At 44.6% G+C, this 25,274-nt stretch carries 21 protein-coding genes; 15 read left to right on the top strand and 6 right to left on the bottom strand.

The window, feature by feature from the left end:
• The first annotated feature begins 324 nt into the window (after positions 1–324).
• From VCHENC03_RS28095 to VCHENC03_RS27940, 6 genes are all read left to right on the top strand, one after another.
• On the top strand, positions 325–3,306 hold the full coding sequence (locus VCHENC03_RS28095; protein WP_032802039.1) for an SEL1-like repeat protein: 2,982 nt from the start codon (positions 325–327) through the stop codon (positions 3,304–3,306).
• Positions 3,307–3,635: 329 nt separating this feature from the next.
• Positions 3,636–4,859, top strand: a complete 1,224-nt coding sequence (locus VCHENC03_RS22655) for an MFS transporter (protein WP_009704510.1) — start codon at positions 3,636–3,638, stop codon at positions 4,857–4,859.
• 144 nt (positions 4,860–5,003) lie between these two features.
• On the top strand, positions 5,004–5,297 hold the full coding sequence (locus VCHENC03_RS22660) for a putative quinol monooxygenase (RefSeq protein ID WP_009704509.1): 294 nt from the start codon (positions 5,004–5,006) through the stop codon (positions 5,295–5,297).
• Between the two features lie 29 nt (positions 5,298–5,326).
• Positions 5,327–6,028: an SDR family NAD(P)-dependent oxidoreductase gene (locus VCHENC03_RS22665; protein ID WP_009704508.1), complete on the top strand. Its 702-nt coding sequence runs from the start codon at positions 5,327–5,329 to the stop codon at positions 6,026–6,028.
• Positions 6,029–6,117: 89 nt separating this feature from the next.
• The gene (locus VCHENC03_RS22670) at positions 6,118–6,558 is read left to right on the top strand and encodes an ankyrin repeat domain-containing protein (protein WP_032802219.1); all 441 of its coding nucleotides are present in this window, start codon (positions 6,118–6,120) and stop codon (positions 6,556–6,558) included.
• A gap of 16 nt (positions 6,559–6,574) precedes the next feature.
• Positions 6,575–7,054 (top strand): hypothetical protein, encoded by a 480-nt coding sequence (locus tag VCHENC03_RS27940; RefSeq protein WP_009704506.1) that lies wholly within the window; start codon positions 6,575–6,577, stop codon positions 7,052–7,054.
• Positions 7,055–7,417: 363 nt separating this feature from the next.
• Here the strand turns inward: VCHENC03_RS27940 and VCHENC03_RS0125325 are convergent, their stop codons facing one another.
• A complete protein-coding gene (locus tag VCHENC03_RS0125325) occupies positions 7,418–7,642 on the bottom strand; it encodes a DUF2188 domain-containing protein (protein ID WP_032802037.1) in 225 nt (74 codons plus the stop codon).
• 5 nt (positions 7,643–7,647) lie between these two features.
• Entirely contained in the window at positions 7,648–7,785 is a 138-nt protein-coding gene (locus VCHENC03_RS28200) for a zinc ribbon-containing protein (protein WP_081096608.1), read from the bottom strand.
• Positions 7,786–8,446: 661 nt separating this feature from the next.
• Between VCHENC03_RS28200 and VCHENC03_RS22675 the strand changes: the two genes are divergently transcribed.
• The 4 genes from VCHENC03_RS22675 to VCHENC03_RS22685 all read left to right on the top strand — a co-directional run bounded on the left by VCHENC03_RS22675 (position 8,447) and on the right by VCHENC03_RS22685 (position 11,622).
• Positions 8,447–8,641, top strand: coding sequence for a hypothetical protein (locus VCHENC03_RS22675; protein ID WP_155647817.1), 195 nt, complete (start codon positions 8,447–8,449; stop codon positions 8,639–8,641).
• Positions 8,642–8,644: 3 nt separating this feature from the next.
• Positions 8,645–9,250 carry an ABC-three component system protein gene (locus VCHENC03_RS22680; RefSeq protein ID WP_155647818.1) on the top strand — a complete coding sequence of 202 codons (606 nt, stop codon included), beginning with the start codon at positions 8,645–8,647 and terminating at the stop codon, positions 9,248–9,250.
• Positions 9,251–9,317: 67 nt separating this feature from the next.
• Complete coding sequence (locus VCHENC03_RS0125320) at positions 9,318–9,755, top strand: ABC-three component system middle component 5 (RefSeq protein WP_157621012.1); 438 nt, start codon at positions 9,318–9,320, stop codon at positions 9,753–9,755.
• Entirely contained in the window at positions 9,742–11,622 is a 1,881-nt protein-coding gene (locus VCHENC03_RS22685; protein ID WP_009704502.1) for an AAA family ATPase, read from the top strand. The genes VCHENC03_RS0125320 and VCHENC03_RS22685 overlap by 14 nt, the downstream gene beginning before the upstream one ends.
• A 174-nt stretch (positions 11,623–11,796) precedes the next feature.
• Here the strand turns inward: VCHENC03_RS22685 and gcvP are convergent, their stop codons facing one another.
• The 3 genes from gcvP to VCHENC03_RS22700 all read right to left on the bottom strand — a co-directional run bounded on the left by gcvP (position 11,797) and on the right by VCHENC03_RS22700 (position 16,518).
• Positions 11,797–14,661 carry an aminomethyl-transferring glycine dehydrogenase gene (gene gcvP, locus VCHENC03_RS22690; RefSeq protein WP_009704501.1) on the bottom strand — a complete coding sequence of 955 codons (2,865 nt, stop codon included), beginning with the start codon at positions 14,659–14,661 and terminating at the stop codon, positions 11,797–11,799.
• A 129-nt stretch (positions 14,662–14,790) separates the two neighbouring features.
• Positions 14,791–15,171, bottom strand: coding sequence for a glycine cleavage system protein GcvH (gcvH, locus tag VCHENC03_RS22695; protein WP_009704500.1), 381 nt, complete (start codon positions 15,169–15,171; stop codon positions 14,791–14,793).
• Between the two features lie 51 nt (positions 15,172–15,222).
• The gene (locus tag VCHENC03_RS22700) at positions 15,223–16,518 is read right to left on the bottom strand and encodes a serine hydroxymethyltransferase (protein ID WP_005451650.1); all 1,296 of its coding nucleotides are present in this window, start codon (positions 16,516–16,518) and stop codon (positions 15,223–15,225) included.
• A gap of 379 nt (positions 16,519–16,897) precedes the next feature.
• On the opposite strand from VCHENC03_RS22700, the gene VCHENC03_RS22705 reads away from it, so the two are divergent.
• Positions 16,898–17,521, top strand: a complete 624-nt coding sequence (locus VCHENC03_RS22705; RefSeq protein ID WP_005431308.1) for a helix-turn-helix domain-containing protein — start codon at positions 16,898–16,900, stop codon at positions 17,519–17,521.
• Between the two features lie 267 nt (positions 17,522–17,788).
• Positions 17,789–18,907, top strand: a complete 1,119-nt coding sequence (gcvT, locus tag VCHENC03_RS22710; protein ID WP_009704499.1) for a glycine cleavage system aminomethyltransferase GcvT — start codon at positions 17,789–17,791, stop codon at positions 18,905–18,907.
• Positions 18,908–19,079: 172 nt separating this feature from the next.
• Here the strand turns inward: gcvT and VCHENC03_RS22715 are convergent, their stop codons facing one another.
• Positions 19,080–19,805: a TetR/AcrR family transcriptional regulator gene (locus VCHENC03_RS22715; RefSeq protein WP_005441953.1), complete on the bottom strand. Its 726-nt coding sequence runs from the start codon at positions 19,803–19,805 to the stop codon at positions 19,080–19,082.
• 163 nt (positions 19,806–19,968) lie between these two features.
• Between VCHENC03_RS22715 and VCHENC03_RS22720 the strand changes: the two genes are divergently transcribed.
• From VCHENC03_RS22720 to VCHENC03_RS22730, 3 genes are read left to right on the top strand one after another with little or no spacing between them, the layout of a single operon-like run.
• Complete coding sequence (locus VCHENC03_RS22720) at positions 19,969–21,042, top strand: efflux RND transporter periplasmic adaptor subunit (RefSeq protein WP_009704498.1); 1,074 nt, start codon at positions 19,969–19,971, stop codon at positions 21,040–21,042.
• Complete coding sequence (locus tag VCHENC03_RS22725) at positions 21,042–22,103, top strand: efflux RND transporter periplasmic adaptor subunit (RefSeq protein ID WP_009704497.1); 1,062 nt, start codon at positions 21,042–21,044, stop codon at positions 22,101–22,103. Before VCHENC03_RS22720 ends, VCHENC03_RS22725 begins: the two co-directional genes overlap by 1 nt.
• The gene (locus tag VCHENC03_RS22730) at positions 22,103–25,162 is read left to right on the top strand and encodes an efflux RND transporter permease subunit (protein ID WP_005441947.1); all 3,060 of its coding nucleotides are present in this window, start codon (positions 22,103–22,105) and stop codon (positions 25,160–25,162) included. The genes VCHENC03_RS22725 and VCHENC03_RS22730 overlap by 1 nt, the downstream gene beginning before the upstream one ends.
• Positions 25,163–25,274: the final 112 nt, after the last annotated feature.

Genomic DNA, 25,274 nt, shown 5'->3' with positions numbered 1-25,274 from the left:
TAAATCATAAAGTGCAGTACAGACGGAATATGACGGACCTATATTTCCCCCCATTTGATTTCGGGCGAATTTTACGGTGGTTTTATCTGTTGTGTATAAAGCTGAGGCTTTTGGCAAAGTTAACGCGCTCATATTTTAAGTGCTACTGAGAGTTAGAGAATAGCGAGCTGTTTGCAAATCGAGTTGAATTTAAATTGGGGTTGCGAACTAAGCAATACAGCCGACCCGTTGCTTGCTATCACGACGACTGCAGCTTGTTATCCATTACTTGAAAATTGCGAACCACTCATAACTAATAATTACTAACGATATTAAGAGATAGAGATGCGGACTTTAATCTTATTAACAGCTTCTATTGCCTTGGCTGGATGTACTCAAGGGCTGAATGAACCGGACTTTGAATTAAAAAAAAGTGAATATTTTCAAAATGCGAAGCAAGGAGACGCTGAAGCTCAATATAACCTAGGGAACATTTACAGAGATGGCGATGGTGTAGTGCAAGATGACAAAAAAGCCGTCTATTGGTACGCAAAAGCAGCAGAGCAGGGATATGCTAGAGCGCAAACTAACCTTGGATGGATGCACAAAAGCGGCAGAGGTGGCCCTCAAGACGATACTAAAGCGGTTTATTGGTACAGAAAAGCAGCAGAACAGGGATACGCTAGAGCTCAAGTTAACCTAGGTTGGATGTACGAGGGGGGAAAAGGTGTTCCTCAAGACGATACTCAAGCGGTGTATTGGTATAGAAAAGCGGCGGAGCAGGAATATGCAAGAGGTCAGAACAACTTAGGTAGTATGTATGATGGGGGGAAAGGTATACCACTAGACGATACAAAAGCAGTCTATTGGTATGGAAAAGCCTCAGAGCAAGGAGATGCTCTAGCTCAAAGCAACCTAGGCGCCATGTACGAAAAGGGGGAAGGTGTGCCCCAAGATGATACGCGCGCGGTGTATTGGTATAAGAAATCTGCGGGTCAGGGACACTCGAGAGGGCAAAACAACCTCGGGTGGATGTACGAAGACGGTAAAGGTGTGTCGCAAGATGATACACAAGCCGTTTATTGGTACAGAAAAGCTGCAGAGCAGGGGTACGCTAAAGCACAAACCAACTTAGGTTGGATGTATAAGGTGGGCAGAGGTGTTCCTCAAGACGATAAGCAGGCGGTTTCTTGGTATAGAAAAGCGGCGGAGCAAGAGTTTGCAAGAGCTCAAACCAACTTAGGTTGGATGTATGAGATGGGCAGAGGTGCTCCTCAAGATGATACACAAGCGGTGTTTTGGTACAGAAAAGCGGCTGATCAGGGATATGCGAGAGCTGAAAACAATCTAGGCGTTATGTACGAAGAAGGTAAAGGTGTCCCTCAGGACGACGCACAAGCTTTGTCTTGGTATAGAAAAGCCGCTGAGCAAGGGTATGCAAATGGGCAAGTTAATCTAGGGTGGATGTATAGAAACGGTAAAGGTGTACCTCAGGATGATGCACAAGCAGTCTCTTGGTATAGAAAAGCTGCTTTGCAAGGGAGCGCTCGAGGTCAAACTAATCTAGGGTGGATGTATAGAAACGGTAAAGGTGTACCTCAGGATGATGCACAAGCAGTCTATTGGTATAGAAAAGCTGCCGATCAGGGCTACGCGAGAGCTGAAAGCAATCTAGGTTGGATGTACGAAGAAGGTAAGGGTGTCCCTCAGGATGATGAACAAGCAGTCTCTTGGTATAGAAAAGCCGCAGAGCAAGGGGATGAAAGAGGCCAAGCTAATCTAGGGTGGATGTACAAAGAAGGCAAAGGTGTCCCTCAGGATTATGAACAAGCAGTATCTTGGTATAGAAAAGCCGCCGGGCAAGGGTATGCGTTAGCTCAAAACAATCTAGGAATAATGTACGAAGAAGGCAAAGGTGTCCCTCAGGATGATATACAAGCAGTCTCTTGGTATAAAAAAGCTGCCGAGCAAGGGTATGCGTTAGCTCAAAACAATCTAGGATTAATGTACGAAGAGGGCAAAGGTGTACTTCAAGATGATAAACAAGCAGTCTCTTGGTACAGAAAAGCCGCAGAGCAAGGATATGCGAGAGGTCAAACTAATCTAGGGTGGATGTATGAAGAAGGTAGAGGCGTCCCGCAAGACAATAAACAAGCGGTCTCTTGGTACAGAAAAGCTGCTGAAAAAGACGATGCGACTGGACAGGTTTATCTAGGGTGGATGTACGAGGAAGGTAAAGGCGTCCCACGAGATAACAAACAAGCGGTGTCTTGGTATAGAAAATCCGCAGAGCAAGGAGATGCTGATGCCCAAAACAGCCTAGGGTTCATGTACGAAGAGGGTAAAGGTGTACTGCAAGACTATAAGCAAGCCGTATCTTGGTACAGAAAAGCCGCAGAACAGGGAAGCGCGCTAGGTCAAAGTAATCTTGGGAGGATGTACAAAGAAGGTAAAGGTGTACCAAGAGATGATACACAATCGATTTATTGGTATCAGAAAGCCTCTAAGCACGAAGATGGTTATACCCAAAGTAGCGCTATTTATGACAACTTCATAGATGAGGTATTCAATATTGATGACGTTGAAGAGGTAGCAAAAACTTACATAAAAGCGATAGCAAAGCGGGTGCCAGACAAACCTAGTGTTAGTACTGATCCAAATTACCAGTTGATTGTAAAAGAGAGTCTAATAAATACATATTTGGGCGATGAACATAAATCTCGTTTGCGTGAAGCCTATAAGGAAGTAATGTCCCCCGCACAGATGCAGGTGTACTTAACAGCCCTCAACTCAGAGGCATGTGCTGGCATTTTTAGGTGGGACACTTTCACTAAATATTCGCTTTCGGATATGCACGATAGTACCGTTAAGAATAAAAAACTTGTAGGCTGTAATTCTTTACTTGAACAAGCAACGACGGAGACTCAAAGAGAAGAACTTATTGCTTTCACATCCTCAATCAGCAAAGAGTTTGCTGAAAAAAACAGCACTGAGATGAGCAAAGCCCTAAAGCAATATGAGACAATAAAAATCGTCGTTGAACAGATGAAAAAAGAGATTGAGTTACCACTTCCTATAAGCGAATTTCAAGTTTATGAAGACATTGTAGCTGGTCATAATTACGTAGAGCAGATCTTCGTTTATCAAGACACATTTGCGGAAGATGAAACATTAGAGGTCGATAAAAACGCTTTACTTAGTGAAGCTTGTGAAACGCCAGATTTACTTCAAATGGGCATTAATATGCACATCACATGGCTTGATATAAACCACCAGCATCTTTTGACGCATGTTGTGAAGAAGGAAGATTGCAAAGATGTTATCTAAGCCAAACCGATACTAGGGTTTCTCTGAACGGCAGGATAGAGCAATGACATTATCAAATAGCTCGAATGATCAACTATCTTAGATAAGAGTCGGTGATATCAAAAGCGAGCTAACAAAATCCTATGATCAAAAAAGGCGAGCCAATTGGTTCGCCTTTTTTGATCTTGGCTTTGAATAGCTAGATTGTTAGCTTTTGCCTAATAATAATTTAGCTATTCATCATCTAGTTCTAACTCATCTTATCTATATCATTTATTCCATAGACGCAGAGTGCGTAACTTATTGGAAAAGCACCTTGAAAAGTTCAGGGTGTAGATAGGAAAGTTATTATGACAACAGCAACAAAAACAGTCCCAATGACAAACAGTGTCGGGCTGACTCTTCTTGCGGGTTTACCTCTTTTCACCCTACTGCCACTTGGCTTAGACATCTTCTTACCTGCGGTATATCAAATCGGAGAATTCTTCTCTGACCAAGGCGTGCCTTCAATGGCGATCAGCACCTACATGTTGTTCTGGGGGCTTGGCCAATTGTTCTGGGGTGGCATGGCTGACACCATAGGCAAAAAGAACATCGCGCTGATTGGTCTCGCTTTGTTTGCTTTCAGCTCTTTTATGATTTCGACCATTGATAGCGACCAAGCAATGCAGTTCTTGGCGTTTCGTGCGCTACAAAGCTTTGCTGGCAGCGCGTGCTTTACCGCGATCTTTGCTCTTATCCGCATGCGATTTGAAGGCGAGCACTTGAATAAAGCCTACAGCTATCTGAATGGTATTCTTGCGTTTGTTCCGGTTAGTGCTCCGCTTGCCGGTGCGTACATTGTCGAGACAAACTCTTGGTTTACGCTGTTCACAATCATGTCGGTACTTGGTGTCGTTAGCGTTGTTTGGATTTTCCTGACTCTGCCAAATGACAAAAAAGAGCAGCAATCTTCGGTAGCAGAAGCATCGAATGTAACGAACACTAGCTTTATTCGCCGTTATGCCGACGTAGTTGCGAATACGCGCTTTAAGACATTCCTATTCTTTGCGCTGGTGGCTCAGAGCTTGTTCATCTACCTACTTACCGTTGCGCCAATGTACCTGATGGGCAAACTTGAAGTATCACAGGTCGCATTTGGTCAAATGTTTATGGCTATCGCAATTGTCTTCATGCTTGGTAGCTTCTTATCGCCAGCCATTAACGCACGCTTAAGCATTAAATCTTTAATCGCACTGTCACTCGGATTGATTGTGACGGGCGGCGTACTCATGTTTGTTATGAGTGGCATTCAAGCTTGGTATTCTCTCATTGGTCCTATGGTGATTATTGCTATCGGTTGCACCATGCTTTTATGCAGCTGTCCGGCAAATGCACTGGCAGATTTTAAAGAAAACGCAGGTGTGGCAAGCGGTTTATACACAGCGACAACATTCGGTGCTGGTGCGCTAATCTCAGCCTTGTTTACTCATGTGATTGATAGCACCGATCTTAGCCAAGTATCTCTGGTTTACGCGTTGTTCGCACTGTTTGCATTGGCGGTATTCTCAATAAATAAAACAGTGAAAGCATGAGTCTCTGATCCAAACCCAGCAGAGTTCAGAGTCACTAGCAATAAAGTACAAAAATCGAAGCAGGATTCTTCAATCTATTGCGACTCACACTAAGTAATCTAGAACCTATCGAAGCGCAGATTACACAAAATAAGAGAGAGAATTATGATCATCGTTACTGTAACAGGCAAAGTAAAACCTCAATTCAAATCGCTTTTTATCGAGCACATGGCGGAGCTTGCAAAAGTGGTTCGTGCGGAAGATGGCTGCATTACCTATCAACAAAACATCAGTGCAGACGACGAAAATACGCTATTCCTTTATGAAGAATGGCAGTCAGAGCAACAACTACAGGCGCATCTGGCCACAGCGCACATGACAGAGCATTTTGAGATCGCTCGCCCTTGGTTTGATTCGGTTGAGATGAAAACCTTCGAAGCAACTGAAACTCGAGCTTAACCAGATAAAAAACTGACGAGGAACTCGACATGAAAAACACAACCCAGCGAGTCGCGATTGTTACTGGCGCAAACCGTGGCCTTGGTAAAGAAGTCAGTCGTCAATTGGCGGAGCAAGGCGACTTAGTCATTGTCACGGCTCGTCAGTTGAGTAGCGCACAGCAAACACTAGAAGAGTTGGGGTTGGACAACTTATTAGCGGCGCAACTTGATATTACTAACCAAGAGAGCATTGACCAATTGGTTAAGTTTGTTGAGCAACGTTTCTCTGCTGTCGATGTGTTAATCAACAATGCCGCCATTCACTATGACACTTGGCAAAACGTCGTGAACGCAGACCTCAATACCGTTCAAGAAGCAATGGATACCAATGTTTATGGAGCATGGCGGATGACACAAGCCTTCTTACCTTTGCTTCAAAACAGCCAACAAGCTCGAATCGTTAACGTCAGCAGTGGTGCGGGTGCGATTAAAAACCAGACTGGCAGCACTCCTGCATACAGCATGTCGAAGATCGCCCTTAACTCATTGACCTTAATGTTGGCCAATCAACTCAAAAGCAGTGGCATTTTGGTTAACGCTGTTTGTCCGGGTTGGGTCGCGACAGACATGGGCGGAAGCGGCGGTAGACCTGTAGAGCAGGGGGCAAGTGGCATAACTTGGGCTACAAACTTGCCAGCAAATGGACCAACAGGTGGCTTCTTCCGAGATGGTAAAGAAATCGAATTCTAGTCGTTAATCGGTATAAGCTTTAATCAAGGTTACGGCTTCTCTGATACATGGAAGCTGATAAAACAAGAAACCAAAAAATAGTGGGTAATATGAAAAAGTTAATTGTCATTTTCTCGTTGGCAGCCGTTGCCATCACTGCGGCATTTCAAGCATTTTGCGCAGATACCATTCACCTTGCTGCTTACAACGGCAATGAAGCTCAAGTGATTAAATTATTGAAAACCAATCCCGATCCGGATGAAAGAGATTCTTACGGCGGCACCGCGCTGCATGCCGCGATGTTCCAAGACAATACGCGAATCGTCGAACTACTAATTGAAGCTGACTATGACGTTAACGCTGTTGGCCCAAGAAATGGTTATACACCACTGCATGATGCGGTATGGGCTAACAACCTGCCCGCACTAAAAATCTTGGTTGCCAATGGTGGTGACATCACGATTAAAGGGAAAGACGGTAATACGCCACTTGAAAAGGCAATCGCTGAAGACAAACCCGAAATCGTCGCTTACCTGCAAAGCCTTAAATAAGGAATAGGTGTCCACAATGCATTATCAAAAAGCGGATTACGACAAATTGATTCAGCAGTATGCGGAACACAAGTTTACCAAGAACGACATCAAGAGCTTTGTATATCGCGTGTTCTCAATGTATGAGCGTGCAACCGTAGGAAAGGTGCGAGTGCCAGCAGAAGCATTTGCAGATCTCATTGATGAAAATATCCAAGTCGACTTTCCCGATTACGAAATCCATTCTCGCCAAGAGTTTATGGAATGGCACCAATGGATACATGGCTTGTTGCTGTCTGACGACCACGATATCGAGAGTATTGATGTTTCTTACCTAGGCGAAGGTAAATATGTCGCTGAATTTGATGTCCGTTGGCGCGGTGATTTTAAGGATGGTTCGTTTACTGACCTCACCGTAGCGCAACGTTGGGTGATGTACGAATCGGAACAGTTCGATCACCCAGTGATTGAGAGCTACGTTGCGGTGGTAAAGAGCAATAACCTGACTGGTGATTAGGGGAAGTCGGAACAAGTTACCCTTGATTGGTTTCGGTTTAACACCCTAAACGTCTCAGTCCTAACTCAGTTACCTCATCCAATAATGAAAAGGCGAACCACGTGGTTCGCCTTTTTTCGATCTTGAAGCTCGGCGTTTAGTGGGTTACTCAAATTCAGAAGAAAAAGCTGAACCACTACACTCGGCGCTTAAGATGGGTCATTCCAGCGAGCCTTGGCGAGACTAGGAATCTCAAGCTGCATGTCGTGAGCTATAAAAGTGGTAAATTCATTCACTGCTTACGCATTCCATCTTAAACGATAGACGCAACGTATAGTGAAAATACTATACTTTGCGGGTCCTTAAACTGTTTGTTTAGTGTATTTAACCTTTAGGTGGAAAAGGATCATTGCCATGACTATCCTTAGCAGCAATCCGCCCGTCCTTGTTATGAATGACTAATTCTGTTTGTTGATTCTGGCTAATCGTCCTAGCTCGTTCAATTGCCTCTTGCTTAGTATTAAAGTGACCTGAAGATCTTTGACCACCACTTTGCTTTATGTCCCAACCACCATTTGAATTTGGAACTACATGCGTACTCTTTGCCATATTGGTTAACCTTTACGATATTCAGTATGGGAGCATCTAGGGCAAGGAGGTAACGTATCTGTGTAGTCATCTAGAACAACTCGTTGACCACATTTCTTGCAAGTGTATGGACCTTTTCCCGGTTTCTCACCTGTTGTTGGCATAATTGTATCTCCGTTAGCAATTTATAAAAAAGACAAACATAACTAAATACAATCAATTAGTTACGAAGTTATTATGCAATCATGTTGATATTGAATGTGTGAGGTTACTCAGAGATTTCGCTAACTCTTAAAAAGTTGTTATAAGAAGAAAGGCAGGCTTGTGTGCTCACTTTTTCGTGCCTTGAGGTGCGGGGTTTATACAAGTTCTAACTTAGACTCTAGGTTTGAAGCACTACACTTGGAGTTTTTATTACAGTCATTCTACCCAACCTCGGAATCTACTTACCACGTAAATAGTCGTTGTGTAATTGCGGGCATTTTAAAAATTTCTATGTAGACAATAAAACATCTCTTTTGTGAGGATAAAGAGGTAAATGTATGCTGTTCGGAATATCGAATTCATAGAGTCTGAAGGGTTAACATGTTTGCTATTGAGTTTAGCTTTAACTTTTGTGTTGGGGTTCTTTAAAGATTGGTATGGAGAGACGCTAAATTCTTCTGTTACCAGTCTAACAGAGAAGTAGTTTTTCGTTCGCGCGCTTGGATTAGTAGTTAGTGCTATTGCAGGTATTGTGACGGTAAGTTGTCTTTTTAAATTTGTTCAATTGTGACAGCGGCTTAAATCATTATAAAATTTATGGATAATCATGAGGATGTCATTGTGATGGATAAAGCTTGGAACTGGGTCAGCGAAAACTTTGATGTTTTGTTCTCTGGCTTGGGTGTTTACGTTATCAGCCTATTTGTGGCGGTTATGGGTTACTTCTTTTTTCGGTCTAAAACATCTTCTAACAACGTAAAGATGAGCAATATTAGAGCTGGAGGTGACGTTGTTGGTAGGGACAAAAAAGGGTAATAAGTGTCGGTACTTGATTCAAATAAAACTTCTTTTGACAACGTTAGTGCTGGGCGTAATGTTGGAGGAAGAGATGTGTATGACAACTCAACACATATAACAACACACCATCATCAAGCGCCAGTAATGTATCGCCAAGATCATAGGTTGAGGGCACTTGTTGAAGAGCACGAAAGAGAAATTCAAACAGATCAACAGTACAAAGAGTTTTCCAATCAGCTCAACAATTTCCTTGAGCGAAAAGTTGAAGGTAAGTTGCGCAATTTAGGGGAAAAGCTGATTGACGGTAATAGAGACTTTTTATTGGATTACGCTATGGATGTTAAAGAGCGTGTATCGAAGAAGATAATGCAGTATTCGCATTATAGGTCCGCTCAAGAACTCTACACTTACATCCTAAGTAATATTAGAACCACATTTTTGCATGAGATCTCCCCTCGAATAAAGTCTAAGGATTTTAAAATTTATGAAATCAATGACTTAGTCGAAAACAAAATAATTCAGCCAGTATTAGAAAGTGTCCATGGTTGCAGCCTAAATATTGACAAAGATGAGTTATACGGACTACTGTATATACTTACAGGTAATTGCTATATAGAGTGGGACTAAAGTGATTATTTATCATCCTAGAAACGATCTTTACCACTGTATGTTCAGGTTTATCAGCATAGCGAGTATGCAAGATCTTGAAGACTTTGATTCAGTACGACTTCGTATTTACGATTTGTTCTACCTATTTCCCCACCTTGTTAAAGATATTGAGTTTCCAAGAAGGAAAGGAATTGCAGCGTTAAAGCGTAGTTTTAGCTCTATTGACCCACCTTACGAAGTTCTACCAGACAAGAGGAGACTATTTTCCGAGATGGGAGACTACCATATACAAGCGCTCCAAATCCTTAAGGCGAAAGGTATTTTTGAAGAAAATAACGGTAGATTACGAATTTCGAAGGAGTTTCATAACTCATCAATTCAAAAGCTGATTAAAGATAACTCAAATGAAACTACAGTGCTCTTTTGTAAGTTATTCCAAGCCCTCAATGCGATTGAAGTGTTTGGGGAGAGTGGACTTAAAAAAAGAACAGGCTTAATGGAATACAGATATGACGCAGTATAAACCTTTTTTAACTATCAAAAGGCTAGTCATTACCAAAGGTAATAGTATTGCCTACGATGAAAAATTTACGACAGGTGTAAACATTATCCGAGGTGTTAACAGTTCAGGTAAGTCGACGATCTCGGATTTTATATTCTACGGGCTTGGTGGGGATGTAACTAAACTAAAGAATGAAGCTAGGCAGTGTAGTTTTGTATTTGTTGAAGCCTCATTAAGTGGCAAAGTATTTACGCTAAAGCGAGAAGTTGCTGAAGGTGGAAGAAAAGGTATGGATATCTTCAGCGGAGGTTATGACGCTGCCGCAGTTGCCACTGTAACTGATTGGACTCGCCATCCATACAACGCAAACACAAAAGAGAGCTTTTACCAAGCGTTGTTTAAAGAGCTTGGCATGCCTTATTCAAAATCGGATGACAAGAATAGTATCACTATGCATCAATTGCTTCGCATGCTTTATGTTGATCAAATGACTTCACCAGATCGACTCTTTAAGTTTGATAAGTTCGATTCACCGAATAAGCGTCAAGCTATAGGTGAGTTATTGATCGGCTTATCTGATTTTGAACTGTATGAAAAAAGAGTCAGGTTACAGAGCTTGAAACTGGCATTGGAAAATCGAATCAAAGAAATTAAAACTATCCACTCATTTCTAGGTGGCACAATTAAATCTGTTAAAGAAATCGATAGTGAGATTGAAGACAAGCGGAAAGCGATTGACGTCTTAGAACTTGAAGTTGAAGCATTTTCTATTCCTTCGGAAGATGGAAGTTCGGAAGATGAAGTACTTAAGAAGTTGATTTTGGAAGTTCAGGAAGCTAGAGGAAACTACACATCATGCCAGCAGGAAATCGCTAAAACATCTTTTGAGATAAATGACTCTAAAATGTTTATTGAATCTTTGAGCCGAAGAGTAAAGGCACTTAAGGAGACTCAAGATACGATAAACGCGCTTTCTGATATTGCGTTTAATCATTGCCCAGCTTGTCAAGCTGAAGTCCAATCACAACCAACAGGTTGTTCTTTGTGTGGCACTACAAAATCTGAATTAGGAATTAATGTTGATCCCACTTTTAAGGTAAGGAAAGAAATAGAGTTCCAAATTGCAGAATCTGTTCTTCTTATTGAAAAGAAGCAAAAAAGGCTTGGTGAACAGAGAGTTGAGTTAAACCAAGTTGAAACTAAACTGGGTGAATTAGAGCGAGACCTCGAAATTATCCGTAAGCCTCAGAGAACTGTGAATATTCAATTGAGACAAAAACTAGCTGACATCGGTGGGTTGCGTAACGAGATTAAGGCTCTGAACAACAGTAAGAAAGAATTTGCCAAGCTTTATGGATTGTATGATGAGCGAGATACGTTACAGACAAATTTCAATTCACTGGATGATGAAATCAATAGATTAACTCTGCGTATGGAAAATGAACTTAAAGCGAAAAAGAAAAAGCTTTCAGAAGCGACGCTAAGTATTCTTAAAGCAGATGCTGGTCACGAAGAAATATTTGTGGATGGTCGTAATGTCGAATTCGATTTTGCTGAAGATCGAGTAACTATTGATGATAGAGCTCTATTCTCCGCAAGTTCTATGGTTTATCTAAAAAACGCATTTAGACTGGCAATGCTTAAATGCTCTTGTGAAGATCCTTCTTATTTGTACCCTCGTTTCTTGCTTATGGATAACATAGAAGATAAAGGGATGGCCGAAGAGCGAAGCCAACTATTTCAGCGTGAAATCGTAAAACTATCGAATTCTCTCAATGTCGAGCATCAAATAATATTCACTACATCTATGATTGATAGCAATCTAAACCAAAGTGGGTACTGCGTTGGTGATTTTTATAATATGCACAATAAGACCTTAAGGGTATGAACCTTTGATGTTTATATCTGTGACGGATTACAACTACTCTGCCGTTATTTATCTTTATGCTATGTTCTTACTCTAGTTTGGAATTGTGTGTATAGTTACGCAATTATACTTCAAGGTTTCAACAAAAAAGGCGAACCAATCGGTTCGCCTTTATCTATTTAGATTCTACAAAAATTAATCTTCGTAGCTATCGATGCTTGGGCACGAGCAGATTAGGTTACGGTCACCGTATACGTTATCTACGCGGTTTACTGTTGGCCAGTACTTCCAAGATTTGGTTGCTTTTGAAGGGAAGCAGCCAAGTTCGCGAGAGTAAGGGCGATCCCATTCATCTTTCGCAAGGTCAACTTGAGTGTGTGGCGCGTTAACAAGCGGGTTGTTATCTAGCGGCCACTCACCGTTCTTAACCTTCGTCATCTCTTCACGGATTGCGATCATTGCATCACAGAAGCGGTCTAGCTCTTCTAGGTCTTCCGATTCCGTTGGCTCAACCATTAGCGTACCTGCTACAGGGAACGACATAGTTGGAGCGTGGAAACCGTAGTCCATTAGACGCTTCGCGATGTCTTCTTCGCTGATGCCTGTTTCTTCTTTTAGTGGACGAATGTCGATAATACATTCGTGCGCTACACGGCCGTTTGAGCCACGGTAAAGAACAGGGTAGTGAGGACGCAATTGCTCCATCACGTAGTTCGCGTTCAGAATCGCTACTTTTGTTGCGTCTGTTAGGCCAGCTTCGCCCATCATTGCGATGTAAGCCCAAGAGATAGGCAGGATAGATGCACTACCCATATCTGCTGCGGATACTGCGAAGTTTTCGCCGTCTGCACCGTTTTCAATGTGACCCGGAAGGAAAGGTGCTAGGTGCGATTTCACACCAATAGGACCCATACCCGGACCGCCACCACCGTGTGGGATACAGAAGGTTTTGTGTAGGTTTAGGTGAGAAACGTCTGAGCCGATGAAACCCGGCGTTGTTAGGCCAACCTGTGCGTTCATGTTTGCGCCGTCTAGGTAAACCTGACCGCCTGCAGCATGGACCATTTCACACACTTCTTTCACTTGCTCTTCGTATACGCCGTGCGTAGAAGGGTAAGTGATCATGATGCTTGATAGGTTGTCTTTGTGTTTCTCGATTTTCGCTGCTAGGTCGTCGATGTCGATGTTGCCTTCTTCATCACACTTAACCACAACTACTTTCATTGACACCATAGACGCTGTCGCAGGGTTAGTACCGTGCGCAGAGCTTGGGATCAAACATACGTTGCGGTGACCTTCGCCACGGCTTTCGTGGTAGCGTTGAATCGCGATAAGACCTGCGTACTCACCCGATGCACCAGAGTTTGGTTGTAGTGAGAATGCGTCGTAGCCTGTGATTTCACATAGCTTCTCTTTAAGATCTTTTGCTAGTGCTGCGTAACCGGCTGCTTGTTCTGCTGGTGCGAACGGGTGGATCGAACCAAACTCAGGCCATGTTACTGGGATCATTTCTGCTGCTGCGTTCAGCTTCATCGTACAGCTGCCCAGTGGGATCATGCCGTGCGTTAGCGAGAAGTCTTTGTTCTCTAGCTGTTTTAGGTAACGCATCATCTGTGTTTCGCTGTGGTGCGTGTTAAACACAGGGTGCGTTAGATATTCTGTTGTGCGGCGCAGTGCTTCTGGAATCGCTGCAAACTCGTTGCCAGCAATTTCTGTTGATAGGGCTGCGACTTCTTCTTTCACACCGAATACTGCGAATAGCGCTTCTACGTCTACCACTGTTGTGGTTTCATCGAAGCTTACACCTAGCTGAGTACCCAACTTACGTAGGTTGATGTCTGCTGCTAGTGCTTTCGCGTATAGGTCTTCAGTTTGCGCACCAGTATTGATGGTAATGGTGTCGAAGAAGCTGTTGTGAGCAAGCTCGAAGCCGCCTTTAGTTAGGCCGGCAGCTAGGATAGCGGTCATGTGGTGCGTACGACGAGCAATCGTGCGTAGACCTTCTGCGCCGTGGTAAACCGCGTAGAAAGACGCCATGTTCGCTAGTAGAGCTTGAGCGGTACAGATGTTTGATGTCGCTTTTTCACGACGGATGTGCTGCTCACGGGTTTGCATTGCCATGCGCAGTGCTTGGTTGCCGGTAGTATCGATAGAAACACCGATAACACGACCTGGCATTGTACGCTTGTGTTTGTCACGTGTTGCCATGAAGGCTGCGTGTGGACCGCCGTAACCCATAGGAACGCCGAAACGTTGTGCAGAGCCGATTGCTACGTCTGCGCCCATTTCACCCGCAGGTTTCAGTAGGGCAGAAGCCAATAGGTCAGTCGCTACGGTTACTAGCGTTTTGTTTGCTTGCGCTTTTGCGATGATGTCCGTTAGGTCACGAACTTCACCTGTTGTGCCTGGGTATTGAACTAGCGCGCCGAATACGTCTTGCTCTGGTAGTGATTCTAGAGAACCAACTAGGACTTCAAAGCCGATGAATTTCGCACGAGTTTTTACCACTTCAATGGTTTGTGGGTGAACGTCGTCAGCAACGAAGAATACGTTACTCTTACTCTTACCCGCACGCTTACAAAGTGTCATCGCTTCTGCTGCTGCCGTTGCTTCATCAAGCAATGACGCGTTCGCGATTTCCATACCAGTAAGATCCATCACCATTTGTTGGTAGTTTAGAAGGGCTTCTAGACGACCTTGAGAGATCTCTGGTTGGTAAGGGGTGTAAGCGGTGTACCAGCCCGGGTTTTCCATCACGTTACGTAGGATTACGTTTGGCGTGAAGGTGTTGTAGTAACCCTGACCAATGAATGTACGTTTAACTTGGTTCTGATCGGCGAACTCACGCATTGCTGCCAGCATGTCTGCTTCGCTTTTCGCTTCTGCCAAGCTCATTGGCTGCTCTAGGCGAATTTGCGCTGGTACGGTTTCGTCGATAAGCGAATCTAGGCTAACTGCGTTGATCGCTTCCAACATTTTCTGTTGGTCAGATTTGTTTGGTCCATTGTGGCGAGCAACGAACTCGTTTTGTGTGCTGAGGCTTTGAAGTAATTCAGTCATTGTCCTTTACCTACTCCTTGGTTCGGGTAACGGATTTACGCTACTGATAATCTAAATTATACGTCCGAACCTAGAAAAAAAGCTGTCCACTAATCGTTATGCTAGGGGACAGCTTTCGTCTCATCCTAATTACTCTTCTTCGATAGAGCTTAGGTATTCTTCCGCATCTTTTAAGTCATCCAACTCAGATGGGTCTGAAAGCTTCACTTTCACAATCCAACCACCTTCGTATGGTTCTTCGTTGATTAGCTCTGGGCTGTCTTCTAGTTCTTCGTTGATTTCAACTACTTCGCCAGTGATTGGTGAGTAGATGTCTGAAGCCGCTTTTACAGACTCCACCAAAGAAAAGCTTTCGCCTGCTTCGACTTCATCTTCCACGTCTGGTAGGTCAACGAAAACTACGTCACCTAGCATCTCTTGAGCGTGCTCTGAAATACCGATAGTTACTGTGCCGTCACCGTTGTCACGTACCCACTCGTGGCTATCTGTAAACTTCAGTGTTTTGTCCATTGCTTAATCTCCAAATAACTTGTCAGGATAGTTTCTGATTTAATAAATCTTTTATTGGTAAAGAGGGTAACGACTGCAAAGCTCTTTCACTTGCTTGCGTACGCGTTTTTCTACTTCTGCGTCACCTTCAGGGTTGTTCACCAAACCGTCCAGTACGTCACCAATCCAATTACCGATGAGTTTGAATTCTTCAGCGCCAAAGCCGCGGCTTGTACCCGCAGGCGTTCCTAAACGGATGCCCGATGTAATCATAGGCTTCTCTGTGTCGAATGGGATGCCATTTTTGTTACACGTGATACCTGCACGCTCTAGTGCTTCCTCTGCTTTGTTACCTTTCAAGCCTTTAGGGCGAAGGTCAACAAGCATTAAGTGCGTGTCTGTACCACCGGTTACGATGTCGCAACCGCGAGTTTGCAATACTTCCGCCAGAACTTTTGCGTTGTTGATCACTGAATCAATATAAGTTTTGAATTCAGGACCAAGCGCCTCACCGAACGCCACTGCTTTAGAAGCAATCACGTGCATCAGTGGGCCGCCTTGTAGACCTGGGAACACCGCTGAGTTGATTTTCTTAATGATGTCTTCGTGATTGGTCAGAATCATACCGCCACGTGGGCCACGCAATGTTTTGTGCGTTGTGGTCGTAACAACGTGTGCGTGAGGAAGCGGGCTAGGGTGCGCGCCTGTTGCGATAAGACCGGCGATGTGTGCCATGTCGACCATAAGAATCGCATTTACTTCATCTGCGATTTCACGGAATTTTGCAAAGTCGATAGTACGTGGAATAGCACTACCACCTGCGATGATCATTTTAGGTTGGTGCTCAAGTGCCAGTTGGCGAACGTCCTCGTAGTTGATTTCTAGTGTTTCGCGGTCAACGCCGTATTGAACTGCGTTAAACCATTTACCAGAAAGTGCAGGGCGCGCACCGTGTGTTAGGTGGCCACCCGCGTCTAGAGACATACCAAGAATGGTGTCGCCAGGCTGAAGCAGTGCCAGTTTTACTGCGCCGTTTGCTTGTGCGCCTGAGTGTGGTTGAACGTTTGCGTATTCACAATTGAAAAGTTTTTTCGCACGTTCGATAGCAATGGCTTCCACTGTATCTACGTGCTCACAACCACCATAGTAACGGCGACCTGGGTAACCTTCAGCGTATTTGTTTGTTAGGCATGTGCCTTGAGCTTGCATTACCGCTTTAGAAACGATGTTCTCAGAAGCGATAAGTTCGATTTGTTCGTTTTGGCGAGCGAATTCTGCCTGAATTCCAGCAAAGACAGCGTCATCTGTCGCAGAGAGGTTGGTAGAGAAAAAGTTTTCCAAGCTGTGGTTAGGGTAACTCTTGTTCATGGTAGTTGACCTTCCAAATCTGAAAATGAACCCGCAGTAGAAATAGTTGTTTGATTGCGATGGTGGCTCATTTGTCCTCAAAACAGCTGAACTGCATAGCAGAACAGAGTGAACTTTCGGCCCGAATAAGTGGGCAAAACTCCGTCGGATTGTGGTTTCTCTTGTCCAATCTCTTACGGAAATGTGCATCTCTACATCTAACAAGTTGGTAACATAGCGCTTGCGGCACGAACAATCAACCAAAAATTTCCTATAGGAAACGAGATTTCTGGTTTTGTTAACAAGAGCACGCTTTAATTAACTCGGTGGACTTTTATCCACTATAGGGTTCATGCACAATGCTATTAGGAAGGAATAAAGGATATTTACAGAGGGATTTATGGCAGAAAGTATTTACGATGAATACCCGTCAATGACGTTGGCGAAAGAGCAGCAAGACCAAAATATTGAACCGCTTAAGCTCGGTCAGCGCATTAAAGATATCCGCTCTAAACTTGGTATTACGCTAGAAGAGGCGAGCCAACGAACTGGCCTTGCACGTTCTACGCTAAGTAAGATCGAGAATGAACAGATTTCTCCAACGTTCCAAGCGATGCAAAAATTAGCGCATGGCTTACAAATTGATATGCCGCAACTGTTTGAGCCACCTAGAAAAAAGGTCGCGACAGGGCGCAGAGATGTGACCAAGAAAAAAGAGGGTAAACCACACCCAACCCAAACCTACGAACACGAGCTGTTGGCGACTCAACTTTCCAATAAGAAAATGATGCCTTTTAAGAGCCAAATTCGTGCCCGTAGTTTTGACGAATACAAAGACTGGGTTCGCCATGATGGGGAAGAGTTTTTACTCATCTTATCAGGTGAGGTGATGTTTTATTCTGAGTTCTATGAGCCTGTTGTATTAAGCGAAGGCGACAGTGTGTATTACGATGCGAACATGGGTCATATGTTGACCAGTGTGAGTGAGGAAGACGCGCACATTTTGTGGGTGACTGCCAAATAGTGATAAATAGTTGTAAATTTCCTATAGTGAAAGCAAACGTTTGCTATCGGCTTTGAATGCGTTATGATGGCGCTCTGTTGATGATATCTCACTCAACAGAGCGCCTTTTTTGTGCGTTTTGTTGTGATTAAAATGTTAAAAGTCACACTTTTGAAAGTCGACCGATGTCTTGTTCGTGCAAAATTGAATCAAGCGTGTTTATTATTGGAAACATTATTCGATGCGAATGCCGACAGCATTCTCGGGTCTATCTAAATGGAGACGAAAATGACTCAAGAACTTCTGAAAACACCACTGCATGCACTTCACGTAGAAGTAGGCGCAAAGATGGTCCCGTTCGCGGGTTACGACATGCCAGTTCAATACCCACTAGGCGTAAAGAAAGAACACTTACACACTCGTGATGCAGCAGGTCTGTTCGATGTTTCTCACATGGGTCAACTTCGTTTGATTGGTGATGGCGCAGCAGCGTTCTTAGAGACACTGGTTCCGGTTGATATTGTTGACCTAGGTGCGGGCAAGCAACGTTATGCTTTCTTTACTAATGAGCAGGGCGGCATTATGGACGACTTGATGGTGGCTAACCTCGGCGATCATCTGTTTGTTGTTGTGAACGCAGCATGTAAAGAGCAAGATATTGCACACCTTCAGGCGCATCTTCCTTCTGGCATCGAGCTAGAGATCATTGATGATCGCGCACTGCTTGCGATTCAAGGTCCTAAAGCGGCAGAAGTACTAGCGCGTTTCGCACCAGAAGTAGCAGAGATGCTGTTTATGGATGTTCGCAAAGTTGAGCTACTAGGCGTTGAGTGCATTGTTTCTCGTAGTGGTTACACAGGTGAAGACGGTTACGAAATCTCTGTTCCTGCGGACAAAGCAGAAGAACTGGCTCGTAAACTCACAGGTCAAGAAGAAGTAGAGTGGATTGGCCTTGGTGCTCGTGACTCACTTCGTCTTGAATGTGGTCTGTGTCTGTACGGTCATGACCTAGACACAACAACAACGCCGGTTGAAGCAAGCCTACTATGGGGCATCCAAAAAGTACGTCGCGCAGATGGCGAGCGTGCAGGTGGCTTCCCTGGTGCAGATATCATTCTAAAGCAAATCGAAACGAAAGACGTTGCACGTAAGCGTATTGGCTTGGTTGGTCAAACAAAAGCACCGGTTCGTGAAGGCGCTGAGCTGTTCGATGCAGACGGTAACAAGATTGGCGTGGTAACCAGTGGTACAGCAGGCCCTAACGCAGGCAAGCCAGTATCAATGGGTTACGTACGCGCAGATCTAGCGGCTATCGGTACAGAGCTGTTTGCAGAAGTACGTGGCAAGATGCTACCAATGACGGTAGAAAAAATGCCGTTCGTACCACAACGCTACTACCGTGGTTAATTCGCTTATTTCATTGATTTAGAGAGTTAAATAAGGCTCGTCATTTCAGCGAGACTAGGAATCTAACCATCAGAACGTAGGTTCCATTTCGTTTCCTCTCTGAATCGATAAACACAAACAAAAATGCCGAGCAATATGCTCGGCATTTTTTATGTTCTTTTGAAAGCCCAACTTATGCAGTGAGTTCTTCGATAGGGCAACACATTTCAATCACAACTTCACTCAGTTTGCTTGGGTGAATCATGTCTTCTTTGTTCACGCTAAACTGACTTGCCATGATGGTGTTGAACAATTCCCAGTGGTTGATCAGCATTTTCTCGCGATTGTCTGCATCTTCTGGCCATGTCTCTTGCATCATAGGCGCTAGGCTAATCGCACCATGTGCAAACACCAGCATTTGCCACTTTGATTCCCATTGGTCAATGCGATGCTCTGGGTATTCCACGTTGTAGTCAGCAAAGAGGTCGGTAAAGATCGCCGCGAACTCATCTTTGGATCTTAAGAAGTATTGCAGCAATGCATCGTCGCCTTGGCGAATCGCATCGGCAATCATTTGAACTGGGTGCGGGTTAACGAGTGCAAACGCCAGCATTCTTACCATGAACAGGTAGATTTTTTGATTCGATGGCGTATTCGCTGGCATTTCGCTTACCAACTGCGCCATGTAGCTTTGCATGAATTCATCCATGCCATCGCTGACGGCTTGCCAGATCTTCTCTTTGCTACCGAAGTGGTGGCGAATCAAACTATGGGACACACCAGCCTTCTCACTGATGTTTCGAAGCGAGACACGTTCGTACCCTAACTCACAGAACATATCTGCCGCGACTCTTAGAATCAGGCACTTAGTTTGCTCAGCGGCTTCAGCACTTCTACGGCCTTGCTTTCTTTCTGTCATAGTTCGAATTTTCCCGAATATTAATCAACGCGCCTATTTTTACCAGAAACCGGACAGTTTGCCTAATTATTTTATTATCCACGTGGAAAATATGTTGATCATTTTTTCGTTATACATATACTGCACACCTGTGTAGTAAATATAAAGTCGATGGAGAAAGCCAGTGCGAAAACAATACTTAAAGCGCACATTTGTCGGAGCAGCGGTGGCATTGAGCCTCGCCACGATGCTGACAGGGTGTAACAAAGCCGTATCAGAACCGTCTGAGCCATTAATCAAACCTGTAAAATTACTTGCTATTAATGATCTGACTGTTGCCGATTCCGATGCATTCCTTGCACGAATAGATGCAACGTACAGAGCCCAACTTTCATTTCAGGTAGGTGGCGAAATTGAGAAGTTGATCGTGAGAATGGGCGAAGAGGTGAAGCAGGGCGATGTACTTGCAACGCTAGACCCAAAAGACTTGCAGTTAGCTCTTGATGCATCACAAGCGCAGTACGCATTAGCGAAAACCCAATGGGAACGCTCGAAAAGCTTGTACAACAAGAAGCTGATCAGTACAGACAGTTACGACCAACAAGAAACGCAATACAAAGCGGCACTGGCAAACTTAGAGCAAGCGAAAACCGATTTGAGCTACACAGAGATTCATGCGCCGTTTGATGGTGTGGTGTCTTATACCTACGTGAAGCCATACCAAGTGGTTGCTGCTAAGCAAGAAATCCTAAACCTAATCGACAACACCACTTTGGATGTGTCGTTTACTTTGCCTGTGACTTACGCCGAAGCGGTGTCGTTGAACTCACTTAAAGATGCAGAGATGTGGGTGACGATGGACAGCGAACCAAACAACCGCATCCAAGGCAAATTCAAAGAAATCTCTACTCAACCCAATGCCGACACCAACAGCTACGAAGCGATCGTGACGATTACTCGTCCTTCTGATCGTAACTTGCTAACGGGCATGACAGGCCAAGTACACATTGCGAAGCAAAACGTATCAGACGCGATGATGCTGCCAAATGCGGCTTGGGTGTCGAAAGACGCCGCTCATGGTGAAGTTTGGGTAATGGACAGCGATACACAGCAAGTGAATAAAGTGACCTTGTCACTAAATGCGAATGGCGCTGTGGAGTCGGGTCTAGACAAGAATGATTACGTTGTTATTGCAGGTGTTGAACGCCTAGTAGAAGGCCAAGTAGTGAAAGCTTGGGTTCGTGAGGAAGGTATCTAATGAAACGTTCATTATTCACAGTATCGGCTATCGCACTGGCGGTACTCACCGGTTGTAATAGCACAGACGAAGTGACCGCAGAGCAGCCTTTGTATGTCTCTACGGTTGATGTTGATGTTCCAGTAAAAAGCCAATACCGCACATTCAAAGGCCAAGTCGTGCCAGCGGAACAAACGCCAATTGCATTCCGTCGCGCAGGTGAAGTTCAGCATGTGCTAGTCAAAGCGGGTGACACGGTTAAAGAAGGCCAGATGATCGCCAAACTAGACGACAGCAAAGAGAAGCAAGCGGTAAACGATGCTGAAGCACAATACACGCTAGCGATTCGTCAGCTTAAACGTGGTGAAGAGCTGCATAACCGCCAAATGATTTCTAAAGCGGAGCTGGATGAACTAACAGCAAATAAAGAGCTGGCGGAAGCAAACTTCTACAACGCGACAAACCAATTGAACTACACACGTTTGTTTGCCCCGTTTGCGGGTAAGGTTTCGGATGTATTCAAAGAGCGTTTTGAGCGTGTTGCGATTGGCGAGCCGGTTTTAAACCTTTACCAAAGCGACAAAGTTTACGTTCGTATCGAGCTGTCAGACAACGTGCTTGCGATGGTAAACCCAAATACACAAAGCATGAGCTACCAGCCTCAAGCTACGTTCTCGGGTGACGCGAAATCTTATGCGTTGGATTATTTGGAGCACACCAGTGAGCCAAATGCTCAAACGCAAACTTACCAAATGTATTTAACCATGCCACAACCTGAGGAAGAGATTCTGCCGGGTACCAGCGTAAGCGTTGCAGTAGACATGGTGGCAGCAGGTATTACTTCTATTGATGGCTACAACATCCCAATGACTGCATTACAAGCGGGCAATCAAGATGGTGAGTTTTTTGTTTGGAAATTAAATGGTGACGCCGTCACTAAAGTGGAAGTAACCATCGACCAAGTTAATGGCGAAGGTGCGATTGTGTCATCAGGTGTTGCTCAAGGCGATGTATTAGTTAATTCCAGCTTACGCAAACTTCGCGAAGGTAAGCATGTGGATGTGGTGGAGAAACAACAATAATGAGCATTGCTGAATACTCAATTAAGAACAAAGTCATCAGCTGGCTGTTCATCGTTATTCTAGCGATCGGCGGTGTGACGTCGTTCCTAGAACTTGGTCGATTGGAAGACCCAGCATTTACCATCAAAGATGCGATGGTGATTGCGACTTATCCTGGTGCGACTTCTAAAGAAGTAGAAGAAGAGCTGACGTATCCACTTGAGAAAGAGATTCGCAAGCTGCCTTATATCGATAAGATTACGTCGACGTCCTCAAGTGGTATGTCACAGATTATGGTGAGCATGAAGATGGACTACGGTCCGGATGAATTGCCGCAAATCTGGGATGAAATGCGCCGTAAAATCAACGATCTGCAACCAACTTTGCCTCAAGGCGTTCAATCTCTGCAAATCATTGATGACTTTGGTGATGTGTACGGCGTAATGCTGATGCTAACGGGTGACGACTACGATTACGTAGAACTGAAACGTTACGCAGACCAACTCACGCGTGAACTTGAACTGATCGATGGCGTGGGTAAAGTTGATATCGCTGGCGACCAACAAGAGATGCTGTTTGTTGAGATTTCATTGGATCGCTTGGCGGCTCTGAACCTCGACATGAACGTGATTTCTGGCTTGCTGAACCAACAGAACAATGTGGTTTCTGCAGGTGAGGTAATGGTAAACGGTGAGAGCCTCATTATTCGCCCAAGCGGTACGTTAAACACCGTAGAAGCGCTAGAGAACCTGATTATTCATGGTCGTGACACCGGTAATCTGATCCGTTTGAAAGACGTTGCAACCATCAGCCGTGGCATTCAAGAAAAGCCGGGTAATGTGCTGCTATACAACGGTAAGAAAGCAATCAACATTGGTATTTCGTTTGCGTCTGGCGTAAACGTAGTAGAAGTCGGTCAACGTATAGAAGCAGAACTAGCAAGCCTTGAGACCATCAAGCCTGCTGGCATCGATATGAACTACTTCTACAACCAATCGCAAGAAGTAGACGATTCAGTAAAAGCGTTTGTTATTAGCTTGGCAGAAGCCGTGGCTATCGTAATCATCGTACTGCTGTTCACTATGGGTTTACGCAGTGGCGTGATCATCGGTTTGGTGCTGTTGTTGACCGTATTCGGTACCTTCATTTTGATGAACTACAACAACATTGAGCTACACCGTATCTCGCTTGGTGCGTTGATCATTGCACTCGGTATGCTGGTGGATAACGCCATCGTGGTGGTCGAGGGGATATTGGTTGGCCTTAAGAAAGGACGAACCAAAGTTCAAGCGGCAACAGATATCGTGAAACAAACTCAGTGGCCGCTGCTTGGTGCGACAGTCATTGCTATTACCGCGTTTGCGCCTATCGGTCTGTCACAAGATGCGACTGGTGAGTTCATGGGCTCTCTGTTCTGGGTTCTGTGTTTCTCGCTATTCTTGAGCTGGATTACGGCGATTACGCTAACGCCATTCCTAGCGGATCTTCTATTGAAAGAAGAAGACAAGAACGCAGATGCAGAAGACGAAGACCCATACAAAGGTTGGTTGTTCGTCGCGTTTGGTGCGTCTCTTAAACTTGCGCTTCGTTTCCGTTGGTTAACGGTAGCAGGCATGGTGGCGCTGCTAGTTGGTGCTGTGGTTGCGTTTGGTAGTGTGAAACAACAGTTCTTCCCGCCATCAAATACGCCGATGTTCTACGTTGATATGTGGATGCCAGAAGGCACAGATATTCGCGAGACCATCAAGAAAGCGGAAGAAGTTGAAAGCTACATCCGTACTCAAGACAACATTGATTTCGTGTCAGCGTCAATTGGTCAAGGTTTGCAGCGTTTCGCTCTGACTTACCAACCAGAGAAGAGTTACGAAGCCTACGCACAGTTCCAAGTTCGTACTACGGACCGTGAGAACATGTTTGAGCTTCTGCATAAGCTGGACGACAACCTTGCGAAGACGTTCGACAAGCCAACGTTCCAGTTCAAGTTGATGGAATTCGGCCCGTCTCCAGCGTCTAAGATTGAAGCGCGTATTACTGGCCCTGATCCACAAGTGCTTCGTGAGCTTGCGGTACAAGTAGAAGATATTCTTCATACTGACCCGGGTGCTCGTAACATCCGTCACGACTGGCGTGAGCGTACTAAAGAGCTAGTACCTGTATTTAACGAATCTAAAGCACGTCGCTTGGGCATCTCGAAAGAAGATCTTTCAAGCACACTGCAAATGGCGTTTGGTGGCAGCACACTTGGCTTCCTTCGCGATGGTACGCACATTTTGCCTATCATGACGCGTTTGCCAGAAGCGGAACGTGTGGATTTTGAATCACTGCAGAACGTGAACATCTGGAGTCCATCGCTACAAAGCTACATTCCAGTTGATCAAGTGATTGATGGTGTGAAGCTGGATTGGGATGAGCCATTGATTCAGCGTCGTGACCGTAAACGTACTCTGACGGTACTGGCTGACCACGATGTATTGAGTGATGACACCGCAGCAAGTTTGTTTGCTCGTGTTCAACCAAAAGTGATGGCACTGCATATTCCAGAAGGTTATGAAATCACGTGGGGTGGTGAGTACGAATCATCGAAAGATGCGCAAGAAGGTCTGTTTGGCTCGCTGCCAATGGGTTACTTGTTGATGTTCATCATTACGATGCTGCTGTTTAACTCACTGAAGAAGCCATTGGTTATTTGGTTCACTGTACCGCTGTCTATCATCGGTGTGGCGTTTGGTCTTCTAACGACAAACATGCCATTTAGCTTTACCGCGTTCCTTGGTCTACTGAGCTTGAGCGGTATGATCTTGAAGAACGGTATCGTACTTCTTGACCAGATTAACCTAGAGCTAGCATCAGGTAAGGATCCTTACTTAGCGATTGTCGACAGTGCGATTAGCCGTGTTCGACCAGTGAGTATGGCGGCGCTGACCACCATCCTAGGTATGATTCCATTGGTGTTTGATGCGTTCTTTGGCTCAATGGCTATTACGATTATGGCAGGCCTTGGTTTTGCTACAGTTTTGACTCTGATTGTTGTACCAGTCATGTTTGCAATTCTGTTTAAGATCAAACCAACCACTGCATAAGGGACTTCCTGGCTTTATTTATTGTCAGATTCCTGCCAAGCCCTGAGGGTATTCCTCAGGGCTTTTTTGATCTGAGAGAATTGAGATGCGAGATACGAGATACGAGATACGA

Source organism: Vibrio sp. HENC-03, from assembly GCF_000305755.2.
Classification (GTDB): domain Bacteria; phylum Pseudomonadota; class Gammaproteobacteria; order Enterobacterales; family Vibrionaceae; genus Vibrio; species Vibrio owensii.
This window is presented reverse-complemented; position numbering and strand designations above follow the sequence as displayed.

Excerpts from the sequence above, each read along its gene's own strand:
- VCHENC03_RS28095 (WP_032802039.1), top strand. The coding sequence starts at position 325 with ATGCGGACTTTAATCTTATTAACAGCTTCTATTGCCTTGGCTGGATGT.
- VCHENC03_RS22655 (WP_009704510.1), top strand. The coding sequence starts at position 3,636 with ATGACAACAGCAACAAAAACAGTCCCAATGACAAACAGTGTCGGGCTG.
- VCHENC03_RS22660 (WP_009704509.1), top strand. The coding sequence starts at position 5,004 with ATGATCATCGTTACTGTAACAGGCAAAGTAAAACCTCAATTCAAATCG.
- VCHENC03_RS22665 (WP_009704508.1), top strand. The coding sequence starts at position 5,327 with ATGAAAAACACAACCCAGCGAGTCGCGATTGTTACTGGCGCAAACCGT.
- VCHENC03_RS22670 (WP_032802219.1), top strand. The coding sequence starts at position 6,118 with ATGAAAAAGTTAATTGTCATTTTCTCGTTGGCAGCCGTTGCCATCACT.
- VCHENC03_RS27940 (WP_009704506.1), top strand. The coding sequence starts at position 6,575 with ATGCATTATCAAAAAGCGGATTACGACAAATTGATTCAGCAGTATGCG.
- VCHENC03_RS0125325 (WP_032802037.1), bottom strand. The coding sequence starts at position 7,642 with ATGGCAAAGAGTACGCATGTAGTTCCAAATTCAAATGGTGGTTGGGAC.
- VCHENC03_RS28200 (WP_081096608.1), bottom strand. The coding sequence starts at position 7,785 with ATGCCAACAACAGGTGAGAAACCGGGAAAAGGTCCATACACTTGCAAG.
- VCHENC03_RS0125320 (WP_157621012.1), top strand. The coding sequence starts at position 9,318 with ATGCAAGATCTTGAAGACTTTGATTCAGTACGACTTCGTATTTACGAT.
- VCHENC03_RS22685 (WP_009704502.1), top strand. The coding sequence starts at position 9,742 with ATGACGCAGTATAAACCTTTTTTAACTATCAAAAGGCTAGTCATTACC.
- gcvP (WP_009704501.1), bottom strand. The coding sequence starts at position 14,661 with ATGACTGAATTACTTCAAAGCCTCAGCACACAAAACGAGTTCGTTGCT.
- gcvH (WP_009704500.1), bottom strand. The coding sequence starts at position 15,171 with ATGGACAAAACACTGAAGTTTACAGATAGCCACGAGTGGGTACGTGAC.
- VCHENC03_RS22700 (WP_005451650.1), bottom strand. The coding sequence starts at position 16,518 with ATGAACAAGAGTTACCCTAACCACAGCTTGGAAAACTTTTTCTCTACC.
- VCHENC03_RS22705 (WP_005431308.1), top strand. The coding sequence starts at position 16,898 with ATGGCAGAAAGTATTTACGATGAATACCCGTCAATGACGTTGGCGAAA.
- gcvT (WP_009704499.1), top strand. The coding sequence starts at position 17,789 with ATGACTCAAGAACTTCTGAAAACACCACTGCATGCACTTCACGTAGAA.
- VCHENC03_RS22715 (WP_005441953.1), bottom strand. The coding sequence starts at position 19,805 with ATGACAGAAAGAAAGCAAGGCCGTAGAAGTGCTGAAGCCGCTGAGCAA.
- VCHENC03_RS22725 (WP_009704497.1), top strand. The coding sequence starts at position 21,042 with ATGAAACGTTCATTATTCACAGTATCGGCTATCGCACTGGCGGTACTC.
- VCHENC03_RS22730 (WP_005441947.1), top strand. The coding sequence starts at position 22,103 with ATGAGCATTGCTGAATACTCAATTAAGAACAAAGTCATCAGCTGGCTG.